The sequence below is a fragment of the Pseudoalteromonas sp. SWN166 genome (assembly GCF_015864485.1).
Classification (GTDB): Bacteria; Pseudomonadota; Gammaproteobacteria; order Enterobacterales; family Alteromonadaceae; genus Pseudoalteromonas.
The window spans coordinates 89,051-108,471 of sequence record NZ_JADYXB010000012.1; the positions used below are offsets into that span (position 1 = coordinate 89,051).

The window sequence follows — 19,421 nt, forward strand, 5'->3', positions numbered from 1 at the left end:
CAAATTAGGTAAGCTACGAATATACGATGAAATGAAAGGATTGCCAACGGCTATAGTAGAAATACTGCGCCGTTGGCTAAATCAGACCGGGAGGTCGATTATTGGTTGCCACCAACAATGGCAGCAACAGCAGCTAATTCTGCTGCTTCTTGGTGTTGTTGTTCTTCACGGTCAATTAAGTCCATTGAAGCGCTATCAACTAAACCTAATTCAATTTCACGTAAAGCAACTACCGTTGGCTTATCGTTTTCAGGATCTACTAGCGGAGTTTTACCACCAACAGCAATTTGGCGGGCACGACGAGCCGCAACTAAAATTAAGTCAAAACGATTACCAACTGCATCTACTGCATCTTCAACTGTTACGCGGGCCATCACAGCACTCCAAAAATAATTTAAAAGCAAAGACGTAGTTTACTCCAAGGAGCCACTTTCGCCAATAGCCAGTGTTCAATTTTTATCAGTTTTACTTGCCTAAGCCTAATTTAAGTAGGCTTAAATTATTTAAGCAGACTATTTAGTAAAGCTTGATGGCGATTTTCTTGGGCTTTTAGCGTTAAGCGTTGAGCCATTACAATTATTTTTATGTCAGCAAGTGCAGTCTCAAAGTCATCATTAACAATTACAAAGTCGTATTCGTTATAATGTGATGTTTCAGATTGTGCTTTTGCCATACGAGAGGCAATAACTTCAGCCGAATCTTGGCCACGGTTATTTAAGCGTTGTTCTAATTCCTCTTTTGAAGGCGGTAGAATAAAAATAGTTTGTACGCTTGGCATAATTTTGCGCACTTGCTGAGCGCCTTGCCAATCAATATCTAAAAACACATCAATACCCGCATCAAGTTGCGACTCAATAGCCTGCTTTGATGTGCCGTAGTAATTATCGAATACTTGAGCCCATTCAAAAAAGTCATCTTTGGCAATAAGCGCTTTAAATTCATCTGTAGATGCAAAGTGATAATGCACGCCATTTTCTTCACCTGGGCGAGGGGCGCGAGTTGTATGTGATACAGATACTTTCATATCAGCGTGATTTTTCAATAACGCATTGATTAAGCTTGATTTGCCTGCACCAGAAGGGGCTGACAAAATAAATAAATTACCGCGAGTTTGTGCCATGTTTTTCTCTACCTAAAAATAAACAGGCTTGGGTTACAGGTAAGCCAAGCCTTTAATTAGCTACATTGTACTTTAATTAGCTCACCTTGCTCAAGTTAGTCGTGCACATGTTGGTCATGCCCAAATTGGCTTGGGCGTATTTTACTAAATTACATTTTAAATAAAATTGAGGTTTAAATTTATCAACAGAACTAGCCGCTAGATATAAGTATTTGATAAGGTGAAGTATCACTCATTATAGGAACCTTCATGCTCAATAAAACTTTATTTACCGCACAACAAGTAAGAGACAATGAAGCTTTAGCTGCTAGAAACAGTCATTGTGATTTATTTACCCTAATGCAGCGTGCAGGCGAGGCTGTATATAAGCAATGGCAGTTATTTGATGCACAGCATACATTAGTCATTGTTGGTCATGGTAACAACGCTGGAGACGGTTACGTTGTAGCTAGGCTTATTATGCAATCAGGTAAAAAGATAACAGTATGCGTAGCTGAGCCTAATAAAGTATTAACCGGTGATGCAGCAAAAGCGCAGCAGTTATGGATTGAAGCGGGTGGGGTGGTTTCTCATTTTACAAAAGACGCTCTTGATGAGTGCGATATAGTTATTGATGCGCTCCTTGGTACTGGCCTTAAAAGCACCGTGCGCGATAATTTTGCGAATATAATAAAAGCTGTAAATAACAGTGGTAAGCCAGTTATAAGCATTGATATTCCATCAGGTATTGAGGCTAATACAGGGCAGCCTTTAGGGTGCGCAGTACAAGCCACTTCAACCGTTACTTTTGTGGGTATTAAGCAAGGGCTGACAACGACGGCAGGTAAACAATATAGCGGTAAGTTAGTATTTGATGATTTAGCAATTGGCGATGCGTTTACTTGTATCGCTCAACCTTCAGGAACCCTTGTTAATATCAATAGCTTTAAAGGAATAGCCACGCGAGCAATCAATAGTCACAAAGGAAGCCACGGTAAACTTTTATGTGTTGGTGGCAATCAAGGTACTGCAGGTGCAATTAGGTTAAGTAGTGAAGCAGCTCTTAGAACGGGGGCTGGCATGGTGAGGGTATATACACACGAAAGCTCAATAACGCCTATTAGTATTGGCAGACCAGAGCTGATGGTAAGCAGTAATAACTTACATCAAGCGCTAGAGTGGGCAAGCTGCGTTGTTATTGGCCCAGGGCTTGGGCAAGACGAATGGGCACAACAAACATTCGATGAAGTAATGCAATATTGCCAAAACAATAAAATGCCATTGGTTATAGATGCAGATGCCCTTAATTTACTCGCTAAGCAAGCTTCATCATACATGTTAGAGCAATGCGTACTTACGCCGCACCCCGGCGAAGCTTCTCGACTGCTAAGTGTTACCACCAGTGAAATCGAATCTGATCGTTTTAATTATGCTCGCCTTTGCGCCAAGCGCTATACCGCGACTTGTGTATTAAAAGGGGCTGGAACATTAATAGATAATGGCGGGCAAACGTGGGTATGTGAGGACGGCAACCCGGCATTGGCCGTTGGCGGCAGTGGCGATGTACTCACTGGTATTATTGGTGCCTTACTTGCTCAAGGTTTAAATATTGATGAAGCAGCACGCTATGGTGTAACACTGCACGCTAAAGCCGGTGATATCGCCAGTGAGCGAGATGGGCAAAGGGGAATGCTACCCAGCGATTTATTTTCAATTGTCAGAGAGTTAGTTAATAAAGTGACGTGAGTTTAAGCGCCACTCTATATAACTAACTATTAAGCTGCAGTAAATCCCACTTTGTACCATATAGGTCTTCAAAAACCACTACGGTGCCATAAGGTTCTACTCGAGGCTCTTCGGTAAATGTAACGCCTTTTGAAAGCATTAAATTATAATCTCGCCAAAAGTCATTGGTATGCAAAAATAAAAACACGCGACCACCCGTTTGGTTACCAATAGCGCTTATCTGTTCGGGCGTTGTGGCTTTAGCAAGTAGCAGATTAGTCCTGCTCGAATTAGTTCCTTTTGAACTAGCAGTGTTTGAACTAGCCCCATTTGAACTAGTCCCGTTTGAATTTGGAGGTGAAATTAACACCCAGCGTTTACCCTCTCCTAAGTTAGTATCCTCTACTAACTCAAAGTTGAGCTTTTGAGTATAAAACTTAATTGCCTCATCGTAGTCCTTAACAACTAATGCAATGCTGCCGATATGCTGTTGAACGTTAGCCATGTTTGGTTTACTCCGTACTATTAAATAAATGTGCTTTTTATCATATTCAACCTGAACTTTGGTTAAGATATTTACCAAAACATTGAATTATAGTGATATTTAAATTTATTTTCTCTAGCCAGAGATTTTCAGTGAAAACAATGCGAACTTACGCGTCAATAGCTGGCCTATTGCAAGTAAATTCAACGCAGTGATCGCTGAAAATAGCTGCTTGAGATAGATTTATTATCCAGAGTTTAGGTTGCTTGGTAAACGATTATGCAGGGTATATGCCCGCAGTATGTAACTTAGTTATAGGTATAAATTAAACAGTATCAATCTGCTTTATAACAAAAAGCAAAACCCAGCCGAGGCTGGGTCTACTTTAAATTGAGTTTTAGTGCTAAGTACATAAAATATTTATCTGTGTAATTCACCAGCACGTTCTGGCTGGTAGGTTACTTCTTTTATTTTTACTTTTATTAAGCCGCCACTCGGTTTTGGCCACTCAATTTCGTCGCCTTGAGCTAGCCCAAGTAATGCGCTACCAACGGGTGATAATATCGATATTTTATCGCCGCTAGAGTCACTGTTCTTTGGGTACACCAAGGTTAACGTAAATTCTTCTTTAGAAGACTCAACAATAAAGTTTACAGTTGAGTTCATCGTTACAACTGACGATGGCATATCTTTAGGTTCGACTATTGTTGCTCGTGCCAGTTCAGCTTCCAATTCTTCTTTGTTAGCAAAGCTACCTGCAGGCAATGATTCCATTAAGTCATACAATCTATCTGCATCGAGTGATGAGATGATTAGTTCAGGTTTTTTATTCATCTTAATATCCTTAATAATTTTTAATAAATAAAATTAACTCTGAGTATGGCTCGGCATGCATTTAAGAAGCAAAGGGATACGCGAAGTCATTTTATTAATTAGCCACACCTGTGGCGTTTATTTTCTTTTTGCCCAATAGCTAAAAACCCAGCCGAAGCTGGGTTTTTATTTGAGCTAGGTGTTTAGGGGATGATTACATCATTCCGCCCATACCACCCATTCCGCCCATGCCACCCATATCAGCGCCACCAGCTTCATCTTTCGGGATTTCAGCTACCATTGCTTCAGTAGTGATCATTAGACCCGCAATAGACCCTGCAAACTGTAATGCAGAGCGTGTTACTTTAGTTGGATCTAGGATACCCATTTCAATCATGTCGTTGTATTCGCCAGTTGCTGCGTTGTAACCGTAGTTACCTTCGCCGCCTTTAACTGCGTTAATAACAACTGATGCTTCGTCGCCCGCGTTAGTTACGATTTGACGAAGTGGTGCTTCCATCGCACGAAGTGCAACTTTAATACCGTGGTTTTGATCTTCGTTGTCGCCAACTAAATCAACCAGCTTACTTGCAGCACGTACAAGTGCAACACCGCCACCAGGTACTACGCCTTCTTCAACCGCTGCACGAGTTGCATTTAATGCATCTTCAACGCGGTCTTTTTTCTCTTTCATTTCCATTTCAGTAGCAGCACCTACTTTGATAACTGCAACACCGCCAGCTAATTTAGCCATGCGCTCTTGTAGTTTCTCTTTATCGTAGTCTGATGTTGCTTCTTCGATTTGTGCTTTAATTTGTGAAACACGACCGCTAATACCCGCTTCTTCACCAGCACCATCAATGATAGTAGTATCATCTTTAGTGATAATTACGCGCTTAGCTGTACCTAGGTCTTCAACTGTTGCTTTTTCAAGCTCTAAGCCGATTTCTTCAGAAATTACAGTACCGCCAGTTAATACAGCAATATCTTGTAGCATTGCTTTACGACGATCGCCAAAACCAGGTGCTTTAACAGCTGATACTTTAACAATACCGCGCATGTTATTAACTACTAATGTAGCTAGTGCTTCGCCTTCAAGGTCTTCTGCGATGATTAGTAGTGGTTTACTTGCTTTAGCAACCGCTTCTAATGTTGGTAATAATTCACGGATGTTAGATATTTTTTTATCTACAAGTAGAATAAATGGATTATCTAGTTCAACAGTGCCTTTTTCTGGGCTGTTGATAAAGTAAGGAGATAAGTAACCACGGTCAAACTGCATGCCTTCAACAACATCTAGTTCGTTTTCAAGTGATTGACCTTCTTCTACAGTAATAACACCACTGTTACGGCCTACTTTTTCCATTGCTTGTGCAATGATGTCGCCAATCTCTTTATCAGAGTTAGCTGAAATAGTACCTACTTGTGCAATTGCTTTAGTATCAGAACAAGGAACCGATAATGCTTTAAGCTCTGCAACAGCAGCAATAACTGCTTTGTCGATGCCGCGCTTAAGATCCATTGGGTTCATGCCTGCTGCAACAGCTTTAAGGCCTTCATTAACAATAGACTGTGCAAGTACTGTAGCGGTAGTTGTACCATCGCCGGCTGCATCATTTGCTTTAGATGCAACTTCTTTAACCATTTGTGCGCCCATGTTTTCAAACTTGTCTTCAAGTTCGATTTCTTTTGCTACAGATACACCATCTTTAGTGATAACTGGTGAGCCAAATGATTTATCTAGTACAACGTTACGGCCTTTAGGACCTAATGTAACTTTTACTGCGTTTGCTAGGATGTTTACGCCAGTTAGCATTTTAGCGCGTGCGTCACCTGCAAAAAGTACTTCTTTTGCTGCCATGTTTTAAATTCCTCTAAATTCTTAAATGTTTATAAACGAAAAGTAGGTTTAGCCTACAATGCCTAAAATATTATCTTCACGCATGATCAGGTACTCTTGACCTTCGATCTTTTCAACTTTTTCAACATATGAGCCAAATAACACAGTGTCACCGGCTTTAACTTCTAACGCTCTCACGTCACCGTTTTCTAAAACGCGACCATTACCTACGGCTACAACTTCTCCGCGAGTTGATTTTTCAGCTGCAGAGCCAGTTAATACAATACCGCCAGCAGATTTTGTTTCTTCTTCTAGACGTTTAACGATTACGCGATCTTGTAAAGGACGAATGTTCATGTTTTTTAGTTCTCCTAACAGTTTCTGAACAGTACAGAAAAAAGCTTTTCTAATTTGCATTCATTAATGGGGGTGGAGTGTAAAATTCCAAGAGAAAAAACGATAAATTTTTAATCTTTTCTCTCATACTCGCCATCAATAGTTGTTGGTCGTTCCATTTGCCCTTGCTCTCGTTCAGCATGTTGCTGCCCAGCAAACGGTGATGGCCCTTGTTGCATACCTGCGCTCATTCTAACAGTTGCTTGGCTAGCAAGGCCTGCAGCCAATTTGTTACGAATTGCAGGGGTTAATAATAGTAATCCAAATACGTCTGTCATAATGCCAGGGGTAAGTAATAATACACCTGCAATTACCACGCATATTCCGGTAAATAATTCTTTGGCTGGCATTTGCCCTTGCGCCATTTGCGCTTGTACATTTTGCAGCGCACCCATACCTTGTGTTTTAACCATTTTGGCACCTAAAATCGCAGTAATAACAACCAGTGCTATTGTTGCAAATCCACCAATCACGTCGCTTACTTGAATCAGCAAGGCGATTTCGATAATAGGAATGATGATAAACAACACAAATAAAAATCTAAACATAGCGCTCTCTAAATAATGACACTCAAAAGAGTTGATGAAATATAAATGAGGGTGACGAGGTCTCTTTTCAAGGTTAGGGCATAGGTATCGTCATTTTACTGATATTTTAGCGTCTACACATTGTATCGGCTATCAGATACTATGAAGCTAGACACTGTTAAATAAGTATAGGTTCATAATGACTACGCATTTTAAAATGATTTTTACGACCTGCAAAGACGAAGCAGAAGCACGCAGCCTAGCAAGGGCGTTAGTAGAAAAAAAACTGGCAGCTTGTGTAAATATTTTATCTAACATGGGCTCTGTTTATATGTGGGAAGGCGAAGTGGCAGAAGCAACTGAAGCCAAGCTACTTATAAAAACGAAAGCAGACAAAATGAACGATGTGTTTTTAACAATAAAAGAGCTACATAGCTACGAAGTGCCAGAGATTCAGGTTGTAGAAGTTTCAACAGGTAACTTGGCATATTTTAATTGGATGGATGAGGTACTAAATTAATGCGGTTTTTCTTTTTATTATTGGTAACGTTATTAACCGTACCTGTAAAGGCTGCGGCTAATAATGTGCTTGGTGATCTACTTGGGCCTCCTCAACACTCTTTTTTACCTGTAGACCAAGCGTTTGTATTTGACTTTGACCAGCAAGGAAAAACCTTGTTTGTGGGTTGGGATATAGCGCCAGATTATTATTTATATAAAAAGAAAATAGAAATCATTGCCAAAGGAGCAAGCATTAAAGTAGGTGACTCTGGTAGTGGCGAAATTATTGAAGATGAATTTTTTGGTAAAACAGAAGTCTTTTTCAATTCTGCGAGTGTTGTAAGTAAGCTAAGCAATATAACCGAAGGCGCCGTTGTTAAAGTTCGCTATCAGGGCTGTGCAAAAGCAGGGCTTTGTTATCCGCCTGAAGTTATTAGTATTCCGCTAAGTGTAATTAGTGGCGCGCAGATTAAAAATGTAGATCAAAATAGCGCTACCGATGAAGCGGCAACAGCGCAAAGTACATTTGCGGCACTCAACGAGCCAACGACTGAACCTACAACAAATTCAGATGACACCAAAAAAGAACTGACTTTTACTGAGCAATTAGCCAGTCAGAGCTTAATAACTAATTTACTCATATTTTTTGCTGTTGGTGTAGGCCTTGCTTTTACGCCGTGCGTATTTCCTATGTTTCCTATTTTGTCGAGCTTAATTGCGGGCCAGCAAAACCTTTCAACTAAAAAAGCCTTTGCACTGTCGTTTGTATATATACAGGGTATGGCAGTTACCTATGCAGCGCTTGGTTTAGTTGTTGCGGCACTTGGTGGGCAAGTGCAGGGGTATTTACAGCATCCATTTGTATTAATTAGCTTTAGTTTATTATTTGTATTGCTCGCTATGTCGATGTTTGGTTGGTACGAAATTAAACTGCCAAGCAGTATGATGAGCAAGTTAACCCAGGTAAGTAACAACCAAAAAGGCGGCAACTACGTTGGCGTATTTTTAATGGGCGTGCTTTCGGGCTTAATAGCATCACCTTGTACTACGGCACCGTTGTCGGCTGCTCTGTTATTTGTAGCGCAAAGCGGCGATTACTTGGTAGGTGGTTTAACACTGTACGTGCTTAGTTTAGGTATGGGGTTACCATTGTTATTACTTGGTACATCTGGCGGTAAATTGCTGCCTAAAGCGGGTGGTTGGATGGAGCAAGTTAAAACCTTGTTTGGTTTTGTGATGCTTGTAGTGCCACTGATATTACTTGAGCGACTAGTAAGCGCCGACATTATATTATTAATGGCAGGTGTGCTTGCATTAGCAACAGCACTTTACTTACACCATTGGCAAAGCAGTCAAACGCAAAGCAAGTTAAAAACAGCGCTGTGGTTTGCTGCAACGCTACTCGTTATTACAGGCTTTACGTTAACTAAAAACTACTTTTGGCCGGCACAAGTACGATCTGTACAGGTAAGCTCGCAAAGTAATGAGTTTAAAAAGGTGGCTGATTTAGCTGAACTAAAAGAAGCAGTAGCGCAAGCAAACGATGAAGGCCGCATGGTTATGGTCGACTTATATGCCGACTGGTGCGTGGCGTGTAAAGAGTTTGAGCATTACACGTTTCCAGATGCCCAAGTGCAAAGTGAATTTAGCCATTATCAGCTAATTCAAGTTGATTTAACGGACAGTGATAATAAAACAATTGAGCTAATGGAAGAGTACACCGTGTTTGGTTTACCGAGTATTTTGTTTTTTAACACCCAAGGTAAAGAGTTAAGTACACAACGTGTAACCGGCTTTTTAAACGCTGACGATTTTGCTAAACACCTTGCTACAGTGCGCGCCAGCGCACAATAATAGTGCAACACAGCCACTTGGGTATACCGAGTGGCTTTCTAATTCATGCCTCCCCTCGCGTTCCCAAAATAGAGATTGGACCAGTATTTTGCTGCTATTTACATCGAAATCACTATAATAGTTGGTTAACGTGAGAATTTGTTGCTACATTGCTTTTTCTGCTTACTTAAAAGTGAAAAACTAGTTAGTAACCGCTTAACTCATTACTTATAGGATATATCGCGTATTATGACTGCAAAATTTAACCTTTTGGTTATAAATGGTCCAAATTTAAACATGCTTGGCAAACGTGAACCGGATAAATACGGTTTTCAAACGCTAAGTGAAATTATGAGCGAACTAACAAGTGCCGCTGATAGTCTAGATGTTGAGTTAACGCATTTTCAAAGTAATAGTGAGCAAGCCCTCATTGAACGAATACACAGTGCTTGGCAAGCGGTTGATTACATAATAATTAACCCTGCTGCATTTACGCATACAAGCGTTGCATTACGTGATGCATTGCTAAGTGTTGATATTCCGTTTTTTGAAGTGCACTTAAGCAATGTGCACGCACGTGAAGCTTTTCGTCATCATTCGTATTTTTCTGATGTGGCGCAAGGCGTGATATGTGGATTAGGTGCAATGGGTTATCACGCAGCATTAAATGCCGCTGTGAGCCGGTTGCAAAACGCAATTTAATTTAAATTAACACACAAACAACTAACAGGCGGGTCGTGTAATGGATATTCGCAAGATAAAGAAGCTTATCGAATTAGTAGAAGAATCAGGTATTGCTGAGCTAGAAATCACTGAAGGTGAAGAATCAGTACGTATTAATCGTAACAACATGAGCGCAGGCCCAGGTTACCCGCAATTTGCTCCACAGCAATATGCACCAGCGCCAGCAGCACCAGTTGCAGCGGCTCCTGTAGCTGTTGAAGCAGCAGCACCAGCAGAACCTACTGGTCATCAAGTTAAATCACCAATGGTTGGTTCTTTTTACTCTGCGGCTTCTCCAGAAGCGCCAGCATATGTAGAAGTTGGTCAACAAGTTAAAGTTGGCGACACGCTTTGTATTATCGAAGCTATGAAAATGATGAACCAAATTGAATCAGATAAAGCCGGTACAGTAAGAGCTATCTTAGCTGAAAATGGCGAGCCAATAGAATTTGATCAACCTCTATTCATCATTGAATAATAGCGTAACCTAAAAGGCCAACTCTAATGTTAGATAAAGTAGTCATTGCAAACCGAGGTGAAATTGCACTTCGTATATTGCGCGCCTGCAAAGAGCTTGGGATCAAAACGGTTGCTGTGCATTCAACGGCAGATCGCGATCTTAAGCATGTATTGCTTGCAGATGAAACCATCTGTATTGGTAGACCATCAGCAACTGAAAGTTATTTAGATATTCCGCGCATTATTGCTGCGGCTGAAATAACTGACGCTGTAGCGATTCACCCTGGTTACGGTTTCCTTGCAGAAAATGCTGATTTTGCCGACCAAGTTGAGCAAAGTGGTTTTGTATTTATTGGTCCTCGTGGCGACACTATTCGTCTTATGGGCGATAAAGTATCTGCTATCGCAGCAATGCGTAAAGCAGGCGTTCCATGTGTACCAGGCTCAGACGGCCCGGTATCAGATGATAAAGAACGCAACATGCAAATCGCTAAGCGTATCGGTTACCCGGTAATCATCAAAGCCGCTGGTGGCGGTGGTGGTCGTGGTATGCGTGTTGTTCGCAGCGAATCTGAACTTATTGATTCAATTGCATTAACACAGCAAGAAGCTAAGCAATTCTTTGGTAATAGCATGGTTTACATGGAAAAATTCCTAGAAAACCCACGCCATATCGAAGTTCAAGTATTAGCTGACGGCCAAGGTAATGCAGTACATTTAGGTGAACGTGATTGCTCTATGCAACGTCGTCACCAAAAAGTAGTTGAAGAAGCGCCAGCACCAGGAATTACTGCTGAAACGCGTAAATTTATTGGCGAGCGCTGTACACGTGCGTGTATCGAAATTGGATACCGTGGTGCAGGTACGTTTGAGTTTTTATACGAAAACGGCGAGTTTTACTTCATCGAAATGAATACACGTATTCAGGTTGAACACCCTGTAACTGAAATGGTTACTGGTATCGATTTAGTAAAAGAGCAGTTAAAAATTGCAGCGGGTCAGCCTTTATCATTCACTCAAGACGACGTTGTTATTCGTGGTCATGCTATTGAGTGTCGTATTAATGCTGAGGATCCTGAAACGTTTATTCCTTCACCGGGTAAAATTACACGTTTCCATCCTGCTGGTGGTTTAGGTATTCGTTGGGACAGCCATATTTACGCTGACTACACGGTTCCACCACATTACGATTCAATGATTGGTAAGTTAATTACTTACGGTGAAAACCGTGACGTAGCTATTGCCCGCGCGCGCAATGCACTTAACGAGCTAGTAATTGACGGAATTAAAACTAATACTCCTTTGCATAAAAGAATTCTTGCAGATGAAAACTTCAAAAATGGTGGCACTAACATCCACTATCTTGAGAAGAAATTAGGACTATAATTCGAGCCTAAAAAGGCGCTTAATCAGATCGATCTGGTTTGAGTAATTAAAAATCTGATATCAGGTGACTGATATCGGATTTTTTAATGCCTGTAATCCTGTAATTTAAGTCTTATAGGCAATAAAAAAGTCCATAAAATGTACTGCAAAGAGTAAATTTGATGGACTTAATATTTATACAATATGCTTAGCTAAAGCTGCATTAAACTAATTTAGATTCAATTAACTGTAGTGCTTCTTCTAAAATTGTTTCTACTGCTTTTTTAGCGCGTTCAGGGTCGCGTGATTTTATAGTTTCTAAAATATCAGCATGTTTAGCCACGTCTGCGCCCGGTACACCTTTAATGTGGTTTGTGTAACGAATACTTACTCTAAGGGCAGTACTAATAAACTCAGTTAACTGTACAAAAAAGCGATTGTTACTGGCCACTAATATGCTGGTATGAAAAGCAATGTCAGCTTCTAGTGGGTCGTCTAAGCCTTCGTCAGCTTCAGCCATACGAGCTAAGGCGTTATCAATTTCAGCGAGCTGTTCAGCAGTGGCATTTACTGCTGCAAGCGCGGCTGCTTGTGGCTCAAGCGCAACACGCACTTGAGTAAACTCTTTTAATAATGATAAAGATGGCTTACTGCTTAAAATCCAACGCAGTACGTCGGTGTCAAACATATTCCAGCTACTTTCTGGTAGTACGCGAATACCTTGCTTAGGACGAGATGAAATAAGTCCTTTAGCAGAGAGCATTTTTACGGCTTCGCGAGTAGCACTGCGACTCACATCGTATTTTATACATAAATCGGCTTCAGAAGGCAGGCCTTCGCTTACAGGGTAAACACCACGCACAATAGCAAAACCCAAATCGTGGGTTAATTGTTGTGTTAAATTTTGACGAGGTTGGCTTTTCATTGCGCAGGATTCCGAGTTGATATATTGCTTTATTATATATCATATATCATATTAATGTACTTGAGGATATGATATAAAGTTTTAATTGGCTAATTATTTTAGCACAGCGTTTTAGTTCTTTATAACGTCTATTGGCGTTTTTAATAAGCAAAACACTATTGTAAGTTGTTGTTTGGAGAGTTTAATTTGGACACCCTAGCTCAATATCATAGTATTTCTGGCAAAGTTGTTTTTATTACCGGTGGTGCATCAGGCATTGGCAGAGCAATGGTTAAATCCTTTGTAAACCAAAATGCAAAAGTAGCGTTTATTGATATTGATGATAAGGCTGCACAATCGCTCATTAGTGATTTACCCGATGCAAAACTATGGTACAGACAAGTAGATGTCACTGACTCGCATGCACTTCAGCAATCACTTGTAGATGCATGCGCCGCTTTTGGTGCAATTAATGTACTAGTTAATAATGTAGCGAACGACCGCCGCCAAGCAAGCGAAGACGTTACAGTGCAAGACTGGGATCAGTGCTTACAAATAAACTTAAACCCTGCTTTTTTTGCTTCTCAAGTTGCTATGTCTTTTATGAAAGGTGATAAGGCGGGCAGTATCATTAACTTTAGCTCTATTAACGCGATTATGGGCCAGCCACAAATGGCCGGTTATGTAACAGCAAAAGCAGGGTTAATTGGTATGACTAAGGCACTTGCACGCGATTATGGCGAGTTTGGTATTCGCGTTAACGCTATTTTACCAGGGTGGGTTGCCACCGACCGTCAGCTAGCAAGTTGGTTTACCGAGGAAGAGCAAGTTAAGTGGATGGAAGCCATGGCGCTTAAAAAGTTAGTAACACCTGAAGATGTTGCTAATTTGGCACTCTTTTTAGCCGCCGACGAAAGCAGTATGATCACCGGGCAAAGTATTAAAATTGACGGTGGGAGGCTGTAAAGTTTGGCTACTTCATCTCTTTTTATTGCCGTTGACTGGGGCACAAGTCATTTACGCGCTTATTTGTGCGAAGTGCAAGCACAGTCAAAACTTACATTATTAGCACAGCGTGATGGCCCGGGTGTGGTTAAGGCGAATCAAAATTTTGAACAAACCTTAATAGACACTATTGCGGTGTGGAAGCAACAATATGGCAGTTTACCTATATATATTGCAGGGCAAATTACCTCAAGTATTGGCTGGCACAAAACCCCTTATTTAGAATGCCCAATTAATCCCGAAGAACTCCTTAATGCGGCTATTAGCTTTGATTGCGATGGGCATATTATTAAGGCATTCCCTGGCACAAAATGTACGCTGCAAAATGGCTTATTTGATGTAATGCGTGGTGAAGAGCTGCAAATACTCGGCTTTTTAAAACAAAATCCACAGTATCAACAAGGTAAAATATTACTCTGTTTGCCGGGTACACATACCAAATGGGTGCTTATAAACAACGGCGAAATCATCTGCTTTAAAACAGCCATGACCGGTGAGTTGTATGATTTGTTGTGTCATCAAAGTGTTTTAATTGCGAATGACTGCGCAGAAGGTGAGTTTGACTTTAAGGCATTTGAACAAGGTTGTGAGCTTACTTTAGGCAGCGATAGCGGTAACTTAGCACATGGTATTTTTAGCGTGCGTACCCGTCAACTTTCAAAAGAGTTATCGCCAGTACAAGCCAAAGCTTATTTGTCGGGCGTGTTAATTGGCAGCGATGTACGAGCTGCACGACATGCAAGCGAGTGGCAATTATTGAGTGATACACAAGTTGTGGTAATTGGTACAAAGCAGCTAAATAAATGCTTTACTACAGCGCTTAAACAAATTGGTGTGAAGTGTGTTGAGTTTGATATAAAAGCAGCCACACTAAGCGGCTTTAATTATTTATTTAATTTAGAGTCAAAAAAATAAACCCCTCTATAACGGTTAAATTATAAAGGGGTTACGGGAAATCATTATAGCTGCAGTTAAAAGCAGCTATATAATTTAGCTAAGCGCTTTTAGCAGCTTGTTTGTTATCAATGTAGTGATTAAGTGTCGCAACTTGTGCTTCATTAAAGCGAAGTCCTAATTTACTCCGACGCCATAAAATATTGTATGCGTTTTCTGCCCACTCTTCATTTAATAAGTAATCAACTTCTGCTGCAAATAAACCATGGCCAAAATCCTGACCTAAATCACTCAGGCCGGTTGCACTACCGAGTATGTTTTTAGCACGAGTACCATAAGTGCGTACAAAGCGTTTAAGCGTTATTTCAGGTAGCCAGTTATATTTTGCTTTAAGTTCTGACTTAAGTGCTTCTACCGAGCTAAAATCGCCACCTGGGAGTGAGCTATGTTTAGTCCACGCTTCGCTCATTTGCGGATAAAATTCTTCAAGCTTATTAACCGCAGCTTCGGCAAGTTTACGATAAGTGGTAATTTTTCCACCAAATACACTCAGTAGTGGTGTTTGCTTGGCATCACTCGAAAGCTCTAATTTATAATCGCGAGTAACGGCTTGTGCATTAACTGATTCGTCATCAAGTAATGGGCGTACACCCGAGAAGGTATGCACTATGTCTTCGCGTTTAATATGATTTTTAAAGTAAGTATTAGTAATATCAATTAAGTAATCGATTTCTTCATCACTAATTTTAACATCTTGCGCTTCGCCTTTGTGTTCTACATCGGTTGTGCCAACAAGCGAAAAGTCATCTTCAAACGGAATAACAAACACAATACGCTGATCTTTATTTTGTAAAATGTAAGCTTGTTTCTCATCGTGAATGCGCGGCACTACAATGTGGCTACCTTTTACAAGGCGAATATTTTGTGGTGATTTTTCTGCTAGCGCTTCATCAAATAATTTAGCAACCCAAGGGCCCGCAGCGTTTACAATACCTTTAGCTGAAATGCTGTATTTAGCTTTGCTCTTTTGTTGCTCAAGCGTTACCTGCCACTTACCTTGCTCACGTTTAGCATTTACACACTTAGTTTGCGTGCTAATAACGGCGCCTTTTTGTTGCGCTGCAAGGGCGTTTAAAACCACTAAACGAGAGTCATCAACCCAACCATCTGAGTATTCAAAACCTTTAGTAATTGAAGGTTCTAAAACACTGTTTTCACCAAATTTAATACCACGAGATCCCGCAAGTGTTTCGCGCTTTGCTAGGTTGTCATACATAAACAAACCAATGCGAATCATCCATGCAGGGCGTAAATGCTTTTGATGCGGTAATCTAAAAGTAAGCGGCCACATAATATGTGGTGCATTTTTAAGTAGTACTTCACGCTCGGCTAAGGCTTCTTTTACTAATCTAAATTCGTAATGCTCAAGGTAGCGTAGACCACCGTGGATCAGCTTAGAACTGTTTGAAGATGTTGCACAGGCAAGATCAGATTGTTCGCACAAAAGTACTTTTAATCCTCTGCCTGCAGCATCAGCTGCTATTCCAGTGCCGTTTACACCGCCACCGATGACTAGTAAGTCATATTCGTTATCTGCTAATTCCACCGAGCTAACCTTTTTATTTGTAATATAAATAAGACATAAACATCATAAAGCTGCTGTTTTCATTTGACAATAGAAAACCCAGTTTTTTATTTTTACGCTGATTCATTTGTAATTTGAGGTAGTAAATCACGCCTTTTAAATCAAGCTATTGGCTAAGTTAAAAAGGCGAAGTGGCTAAAGCATTGGCTTTAGCCACTAACTATTTACTCCGGACCGTTTTTATTCGTTAAACATACTTGAGCAACGCAGTGCTGCCATTTTGCGTATAGGTCGTTTCGTTCGTCGGCGCTCATAGTTGGCTCAAAACGACGGTCGCATGTCCACATTTTAGCTAGCTGCTCAGTCGACTCATACACACCTGTTTGCAAACCAGCTAAGTATGCTACGCCTAAAGAGGTGGTTTCGGTCACTGTTGGGCGCTCAACTGTTGCGCCTAAAATGTTTGATAAAAAGGTCATAACCCAATTATTTTTTACCATACCGCCATCGACACGAAGCACACTTGGGCGAAGACCATCACGCTCCATCGCTTTTTGTAAATCTTTGGTTTGATAACCCACCGATTGCAAAGCAGCGGCAACAATAGTGCTAATACCGGAGTCGCGTGTTAAGCCTAAAATTGCACCGCGTGCATTAGGGTCCCAATAAGGAGCGCCTAAACCCGTAAACGAAGGCACTAAAAATACACCATGGTCCAGCGGTACATCTTTAACCATCGACTCACTTTCGCCAGCATGGCTAAGTAGCTTTAAGCCTTCAACAATCCACTGCATAGTTGCGCCAGCCATAAATATACTGCCTTCAATGGCGTAAGTTGGCTTACCGTTTAATCTATAAGCAACAGTGGTCAATAAGCGGTTTTCTGAGGTCAGAGCTTTTTCGCCGGTATTGAGCATTAGAAAACAGCCCGTACCGTAAGTGCTTTTTGCCATGCCTTGTTCAAAACATGCGTGGCCAACAAGCGCAGCTTGCTGATCGCCTGCAATGCCACAAACACGAATTGGTGCACCAAAAATTTCAGCGCTTGTTGAACCAAACTCGTCAGCTGAATCCATAACTTCTGGCAGCATAGATTCTGGAATATCGAATAATTCTAGAAGCTCTTGATCCCACTGCTGGGTATGAATATTAAATAACATGGTGCGCGATGCATTGGTTGCATCTGTGCGGTGCTCTTTTCCGCCAGTTAGTTGCCAAAGTAGGTAAGTGTCAACTGTACCGAAGGCGAGTTCGCCCGCAAGGGCTTGTTCGCGTGCGCCTTCAACATTATCTAAAATCCAACGAATTTTAGTCGCCGAAAAATAAGGGTCGAGTAATAAGCCTGTTTTGTCGCTAATCGTTTGGCAAAGCTCATCAGTCGTTAGGCTTTCGCAATAATCACTGGTGCGGCGGTCTTGCCATACAATGGCGTTATAAATTGGTTTACCTGTTTTTTTGTTCCACACTAGGGTGGTTTCGCGTTGGTTGGTGATACCAATGGCAATAATTTCTTCAGGTTTTACATCGTTTTTAGTTAAGACTTCGCGGCTAGTACTAAGCACTGTTTGCCAAATATCGTTAGGATCGTGTTCTACCCAACCATTTTGCGGAAAATGCTGCGAAAATTCTTGTTGTGCTGTACCAAAAACGTCTGCATCTTTTGTAAACAAGATGGCCCGAGAGCTTGTGGTTCCTTGATCAATTGAGAGTATGTATTTGGACATGATATTTATGTTATTTATCTTATCTTATATATGACTAGATTGCCTTTAACCGAAGTTAATGGCAATGGTTTTTTCTTAAAATAGCCGATTAAAAAACAAACGCGCCAATATTTACTGGTAACTCTTTTATATAAAAGGCGTTTTGTTTTGGCATTATTTTAAGGGCGTACGCGGCTATTGATTAAAACAGCCGCTTAAAGCTTATTATTACTTGGTGTGAGGTTTGGCTTGTTGCCAATCCATACCCGTTGAAAAGCGATTATCAAACCCGCGCCACTGTGGCAGCGGCTTACCATCAACAACAGCTTGGTCGCCATTTTGTGGTAAATCTAAGTATTTACACTCGCTGGCGATACCTTTTACGTGGCAATCCATCATGGCAAGTACAAAGTGTTTGTTGATTTCGTTTAGTGTGCGCATAGACCACGAAGGCTCGTAGTAATGGCCTATATCTAGCTCACTGCTGCTTTGTGCAATAGCAGGGGCTGGGTGCGGTGCAATATTATGGCGTGCATTTTTGTAAGTAAGCATGTACTTATCTTCGCTACCTGTTTGGTTATAAAGGCTTTTAATACCTTCATAGCCTGATATGTCATCTAAACTACCGGCTATATAAAGCGACGGTACTTTAATATTTTTCATCGCTTTGGCATCAAATATATTATGCTGTCCGCCCCATGGTGCAAAGGCCACCATCGCTTTTATACGCGGGTCTACTTTTGGGTTTTGGTATTGCCCACCAGCGCAGCTGTTTAGTAATTGCTGTACTTTTTCAATTTGAGCTGAGTCTTTCATACCTGTAAACATAGCGGTAGTTTGCTCATTAAAAGAGTAACAACCACCTATTGTATTTACCGCGCCATAGCCACCCATTGAGTAACCAATTACGCCTGCGCTTTTGTTATCTACTTGCTTGCTTGCAAAGTTGTTTTGCTCATTAAAGTAATTAATAACAAACTGCTGATCGCGTGAGCGATTTATAAGCGTGCTAAAAAAGCCCGAAAACGGTGCGTTTTTAAAATCAACATCAGCATTGGTTGAGTCGGTATGATCAATCGCTACCACAATGTAACCATGCGACGCTAAATGCTCGCCTAGGTAGTACATAATCGTACGGTAACCGGTATAACCGTGAGAAAGCACAATAACAGGGTAATGCTCTTTATTATTAATGGCTACATCGCGCATAGCATCAGCTTGCAAAGTAAACTCTTTACCTGAGCGAGTTTCATTGGTGTAGCTGGTAAGTGGCGATTTTGCTGTATTTGCAGCCGGATACCATACTTCTACTTTTAAAGGGCGATCTTTTTGACCTTGTGTGGCGGGATCAAATTGCGCGGGGTTAACTAAATCAAGTGTTTGCACACCCACATTGTAATTACCTTTTGCCGCAAGTTCTGGAAGTACTTCGCTAGTGATTGGCGGATATAGCTGCTCTGGTTTATTAGATTCAGCAAAGGCTGCACTGGCAGATAAACTGCACGTAGCAAGTAATATGGCTTTTGAAAGCGCTTTGAGTGTGTGTGTCATTGTGTGTCCTTGTT

Annotated in this window: 19 protein-coding genes; 8 read left to right on the plus strand and 11 right to left on the minus strand. The window is 41.0% G+C overall.

Translation table 11 applies throughout. The features are described from left to right. Positions 1-98: 98 nt before the first annotated feature. Together rpoZ and gmk are read right to left on the minus strand one after the other, a co-directional pair. Complete coding sequence (rpoZ, locus tag I6F49_RS09605; protein ID WP_007378835.1) at positions 99-374, minus strand: DNA-directed RNA polymerase subunit omega; 276 nt, start codon at positions 372-374, stop codon at positions 99-101. 125 nt (positions 375-499) lie between these two features. After that, positions 500-1,120: a guanylate kinase gene (gene gmk, locus I6F49_RS09610; RefSeq protein WP_197180093.1), complete on the minus strand. Its 621-nt coding sequence runs from the start codon at positions 1,118-1,120 to the stop codon at positions 500-502. 249 nt (positions 1,121-1,369) lie between these two features. On the opposite strand from gmk, the gene I6F49_RS09615 reads away from it, so the two are divergent. Then, positions 1,370-2,845 (plus strand): NAD(P)H-hydrate dehydratase, encoded by a 1,476-nt coding sequence (locus tag I6F49_RS09615; RefSeq protein WP_197180095.1) that lies wholly within the window; start codon positions 1,370-1,372, stop codon positions 2,843-2,845. Between the two features lie 22 nt (positions 2,846-2,867). Here I6F49_RS09615 and I6F49_RS09620 read toward each other — a convergent pair whose 3' ends face one another. The 5 genes from I6F49_RS09620 to I6F49_RS09640 all read right to left on the minus strand — a co-directional run bounded on the left by I6F49_RS09620 (position 2,868) and on the right by I6F49_RS09640 (position 6,905). Continuing rightward, positions 2,868-3,329: a VOC family protein gene (locus I6F49_RS09620; protein ID WP_197180097.1), complete on the minus strand. Its 462-nt coding sequence runs from the start codon at positions 3,327-3,329 to the stop codon at positions 2,868-2,870. 399 nt (positions 3,330-3,728) lie between these two features. After that, a complete protein-coding gene (gene rnk / locus I6F49_RS09625) occupies positions 3,729-4,142 on the minus strand; it encodes a nucleoside diphosphate kinase regulator (protein ID WP_166420104.1) in 414 nt (137 codons plus the stop codon). 193 nt (positions 4,143-4,335) lie between these two features. Further along, positions 4,336-5,982: a chaperonin GroEL gene (gene groL, locus I6F49_RS09630; RefSeq protein ID WP_197180099.1), complete on the minus strand. Its 1,647-nt coding sequence runs from the start codon at positions 5,980-5,982 to the stop codon at positions 4,336-4,338. Positions 5,983-6,030: 48 nt separating this feature from the next. Further along, complete coding sequence (locus tag I6F49_RS09635) at positions 6,031-6,318, minus strand: co-chaperone GroES (RefSeq protein ID WP_007580032.1); 288 nt, start codon at positions 6,316-6,318, stop codon at positions 6,031-6,033. Positions 6,319-6,428: 110 nt separating this feature from the next. After that, on the minus strand, positions 6,429-6,905 hold the full coding sequence (locus I6F49_RS09640; protein WP_007580034.1) for an FxsA family protein: 477 nt from the start codon (positions 6,903-6,905) through the stop codon (positions 6,429-6,431). Between the two features lie 178 nt (positions 6,906-7,083). Here I6F49_RS09640 and cutA point away from each other — a divergent pair, with 178 nt between their 5' ends. From cutA to accC, 5 genes are all read left to right on the plus strand, one after another. Continuing rightward, positions 7,084-7,404, plus strand: a complete 321-nt coding sequence (cutA, locus tag I6F49_RS09645; RefSeq protein WP_165728305.1) for a divalent-cation tolerance protein CutA — start codon at positions 7,084-7,086, stop codon at positions 7,402-7,404. After that, positions 7,404-9,239, plus strand: coding sequence for a protein-disulfide reductase DsbD (locus I6F49_RS09650; protein ID WP_197180101.1), 1,836 nt, complete (start codon positions 7,404-7,406; stop codon positions 9,237-9,239). The genes cutA and I6F49_RS09650 overlap by 1 nt, the downstream gene beginning before the upstream one ends. A gap of 228 nt (positions 9,240-9,467) precedes the next feature. Further along, positions 9,468-9,920, plus strand: a complete 453-nt coding sequence (gene aroQ, locus I6F49_RS09655) for a type II 3-dehydroquinate dehydratase (protein ID WP_166420101.1) — start codon at positions 9,468-9,470, stop codon at positions 9,918-9,920. Between the two features lie 40 nt (positions 9,921-9,960). Continuing rightward, complete coding sequence (accB, locus tag I6F49_RS09660) at positions 9,961-10,419, plus strand: acetyl-CoA carboxylase biotin carboxyl carrier protein (RefSeq protein ID WP_007580042.1); 459 nt, start codon at positions 9,961-9,963, stop codon at positions 10,417-10,419. Between the two features lie 26 nt (positions 10,420-10,445). After that, complete coding sequence (gene accC, locus I6F49_RS09665; RefSeq protein ID WP_165728302.1) at positions 10,446-11,786, plus strand: acetyl-CoA carboxylase biotin carboxylase subunit; 1,341 nt, start codon at positions 10,446-10,448, stop codon at positions 11,784-11,786. Positions 11,787-11,988: 202 nt separating this feature from the next. Here accC and I6F49_RS09670 read toward each other — a convergent pair whose 3' ends face one another. Then, positions 11,989-12,690, minus strand: a complete 702-nt coding sequence (locus I6F49_RS09670; RefSeq protein ID WP_165728301.1) for a FadR/GntR family transcriptional regulator — start codon at positions 12,688-12,690, stop codon at positions 11,989-11,991. A 186-nt stretch (positions 12,691-12,876) separates the two neighbouring features. Between I6F49_RS09670 and I6F49_RS09675 the strand changes: the two genes are divergently transcribed. Then, positions 12,877-13,635 carry an SDR family NAD(P)-dependent oxidoreductase gene (locus tag I6F49_RS09675; protein ID WP_197180102.1) on the plus strand — a complete coding sequence of 253 codons (759 nt, stop codon included), beginning with the start codon at positions 12,877-12,879 and terminating at the stop codon, positions 13,633-13,635. Positions 13,636-13,638: 3 nt separating this feature from the next. After that, positions 13,639-14,589: a 2-dehydro-3-deoxygalactonokinase gene (locus I6F49_RS09680; RefSeq protein ID WP_197180103.1), complete on the plus strand. Its 951-nt coding sequence runs from the start codon at positions 13,639-13,641 to the stop codon at positions 14,587-14,589. 79 nt (positions 14,590-14,668) lie between these two features. On the opposite strand, the gene glpD is transcribed toward I6F49_RS09680, so the two are convergent. The 3 genes from glpD to I6F49_RS09695 all read right to left on the minus strand — a co-directional run bounded on the left by glpD (position 14,669) and on the right by I6F49_RS09695 (position 19,407). After that, positions 14,669-16,174 carry a glycerol-3-phosphate dehydrogenase gene (gene glpD, locus I6F49_RS09685; protein WP_197180104.1) on the minus strand — a complete coding sequence of 502 codons (1,506 nt, stop codon included), beginning with the start codon at positions 16,172-16,174 and terminating at the stop codon, positions 14,669-14,671. A gap of 203 nt (positions 16,175-16,377) precedes the next feature. Continuing rightward, positions 16,378-17,877: a glycerol kinase GlpK gene (gene glpK, locus I6F49_RS09690; RefSeq protein ID WP_197180105.1), complete on the minus strand. Its 1,500-nt coding sequence runs from the start codon at positions 17,875-17,877 to the stop codon at positions 16,378-16,380. 207 nt (positions 17,878-18,084) lie between these two features. Beyond that, a complete protein-coding gene (locus I6F49_RS09695; RefSeq protein WP_197180106.1) occupies positions 18,085-19,407 on the minus strand; it encodes an alpha/beta hydrolase family protein in 1,323 nt (440 codons plus the stop codon). Positions 19,408-19,421: the final 14 nt, after the last annotated feature.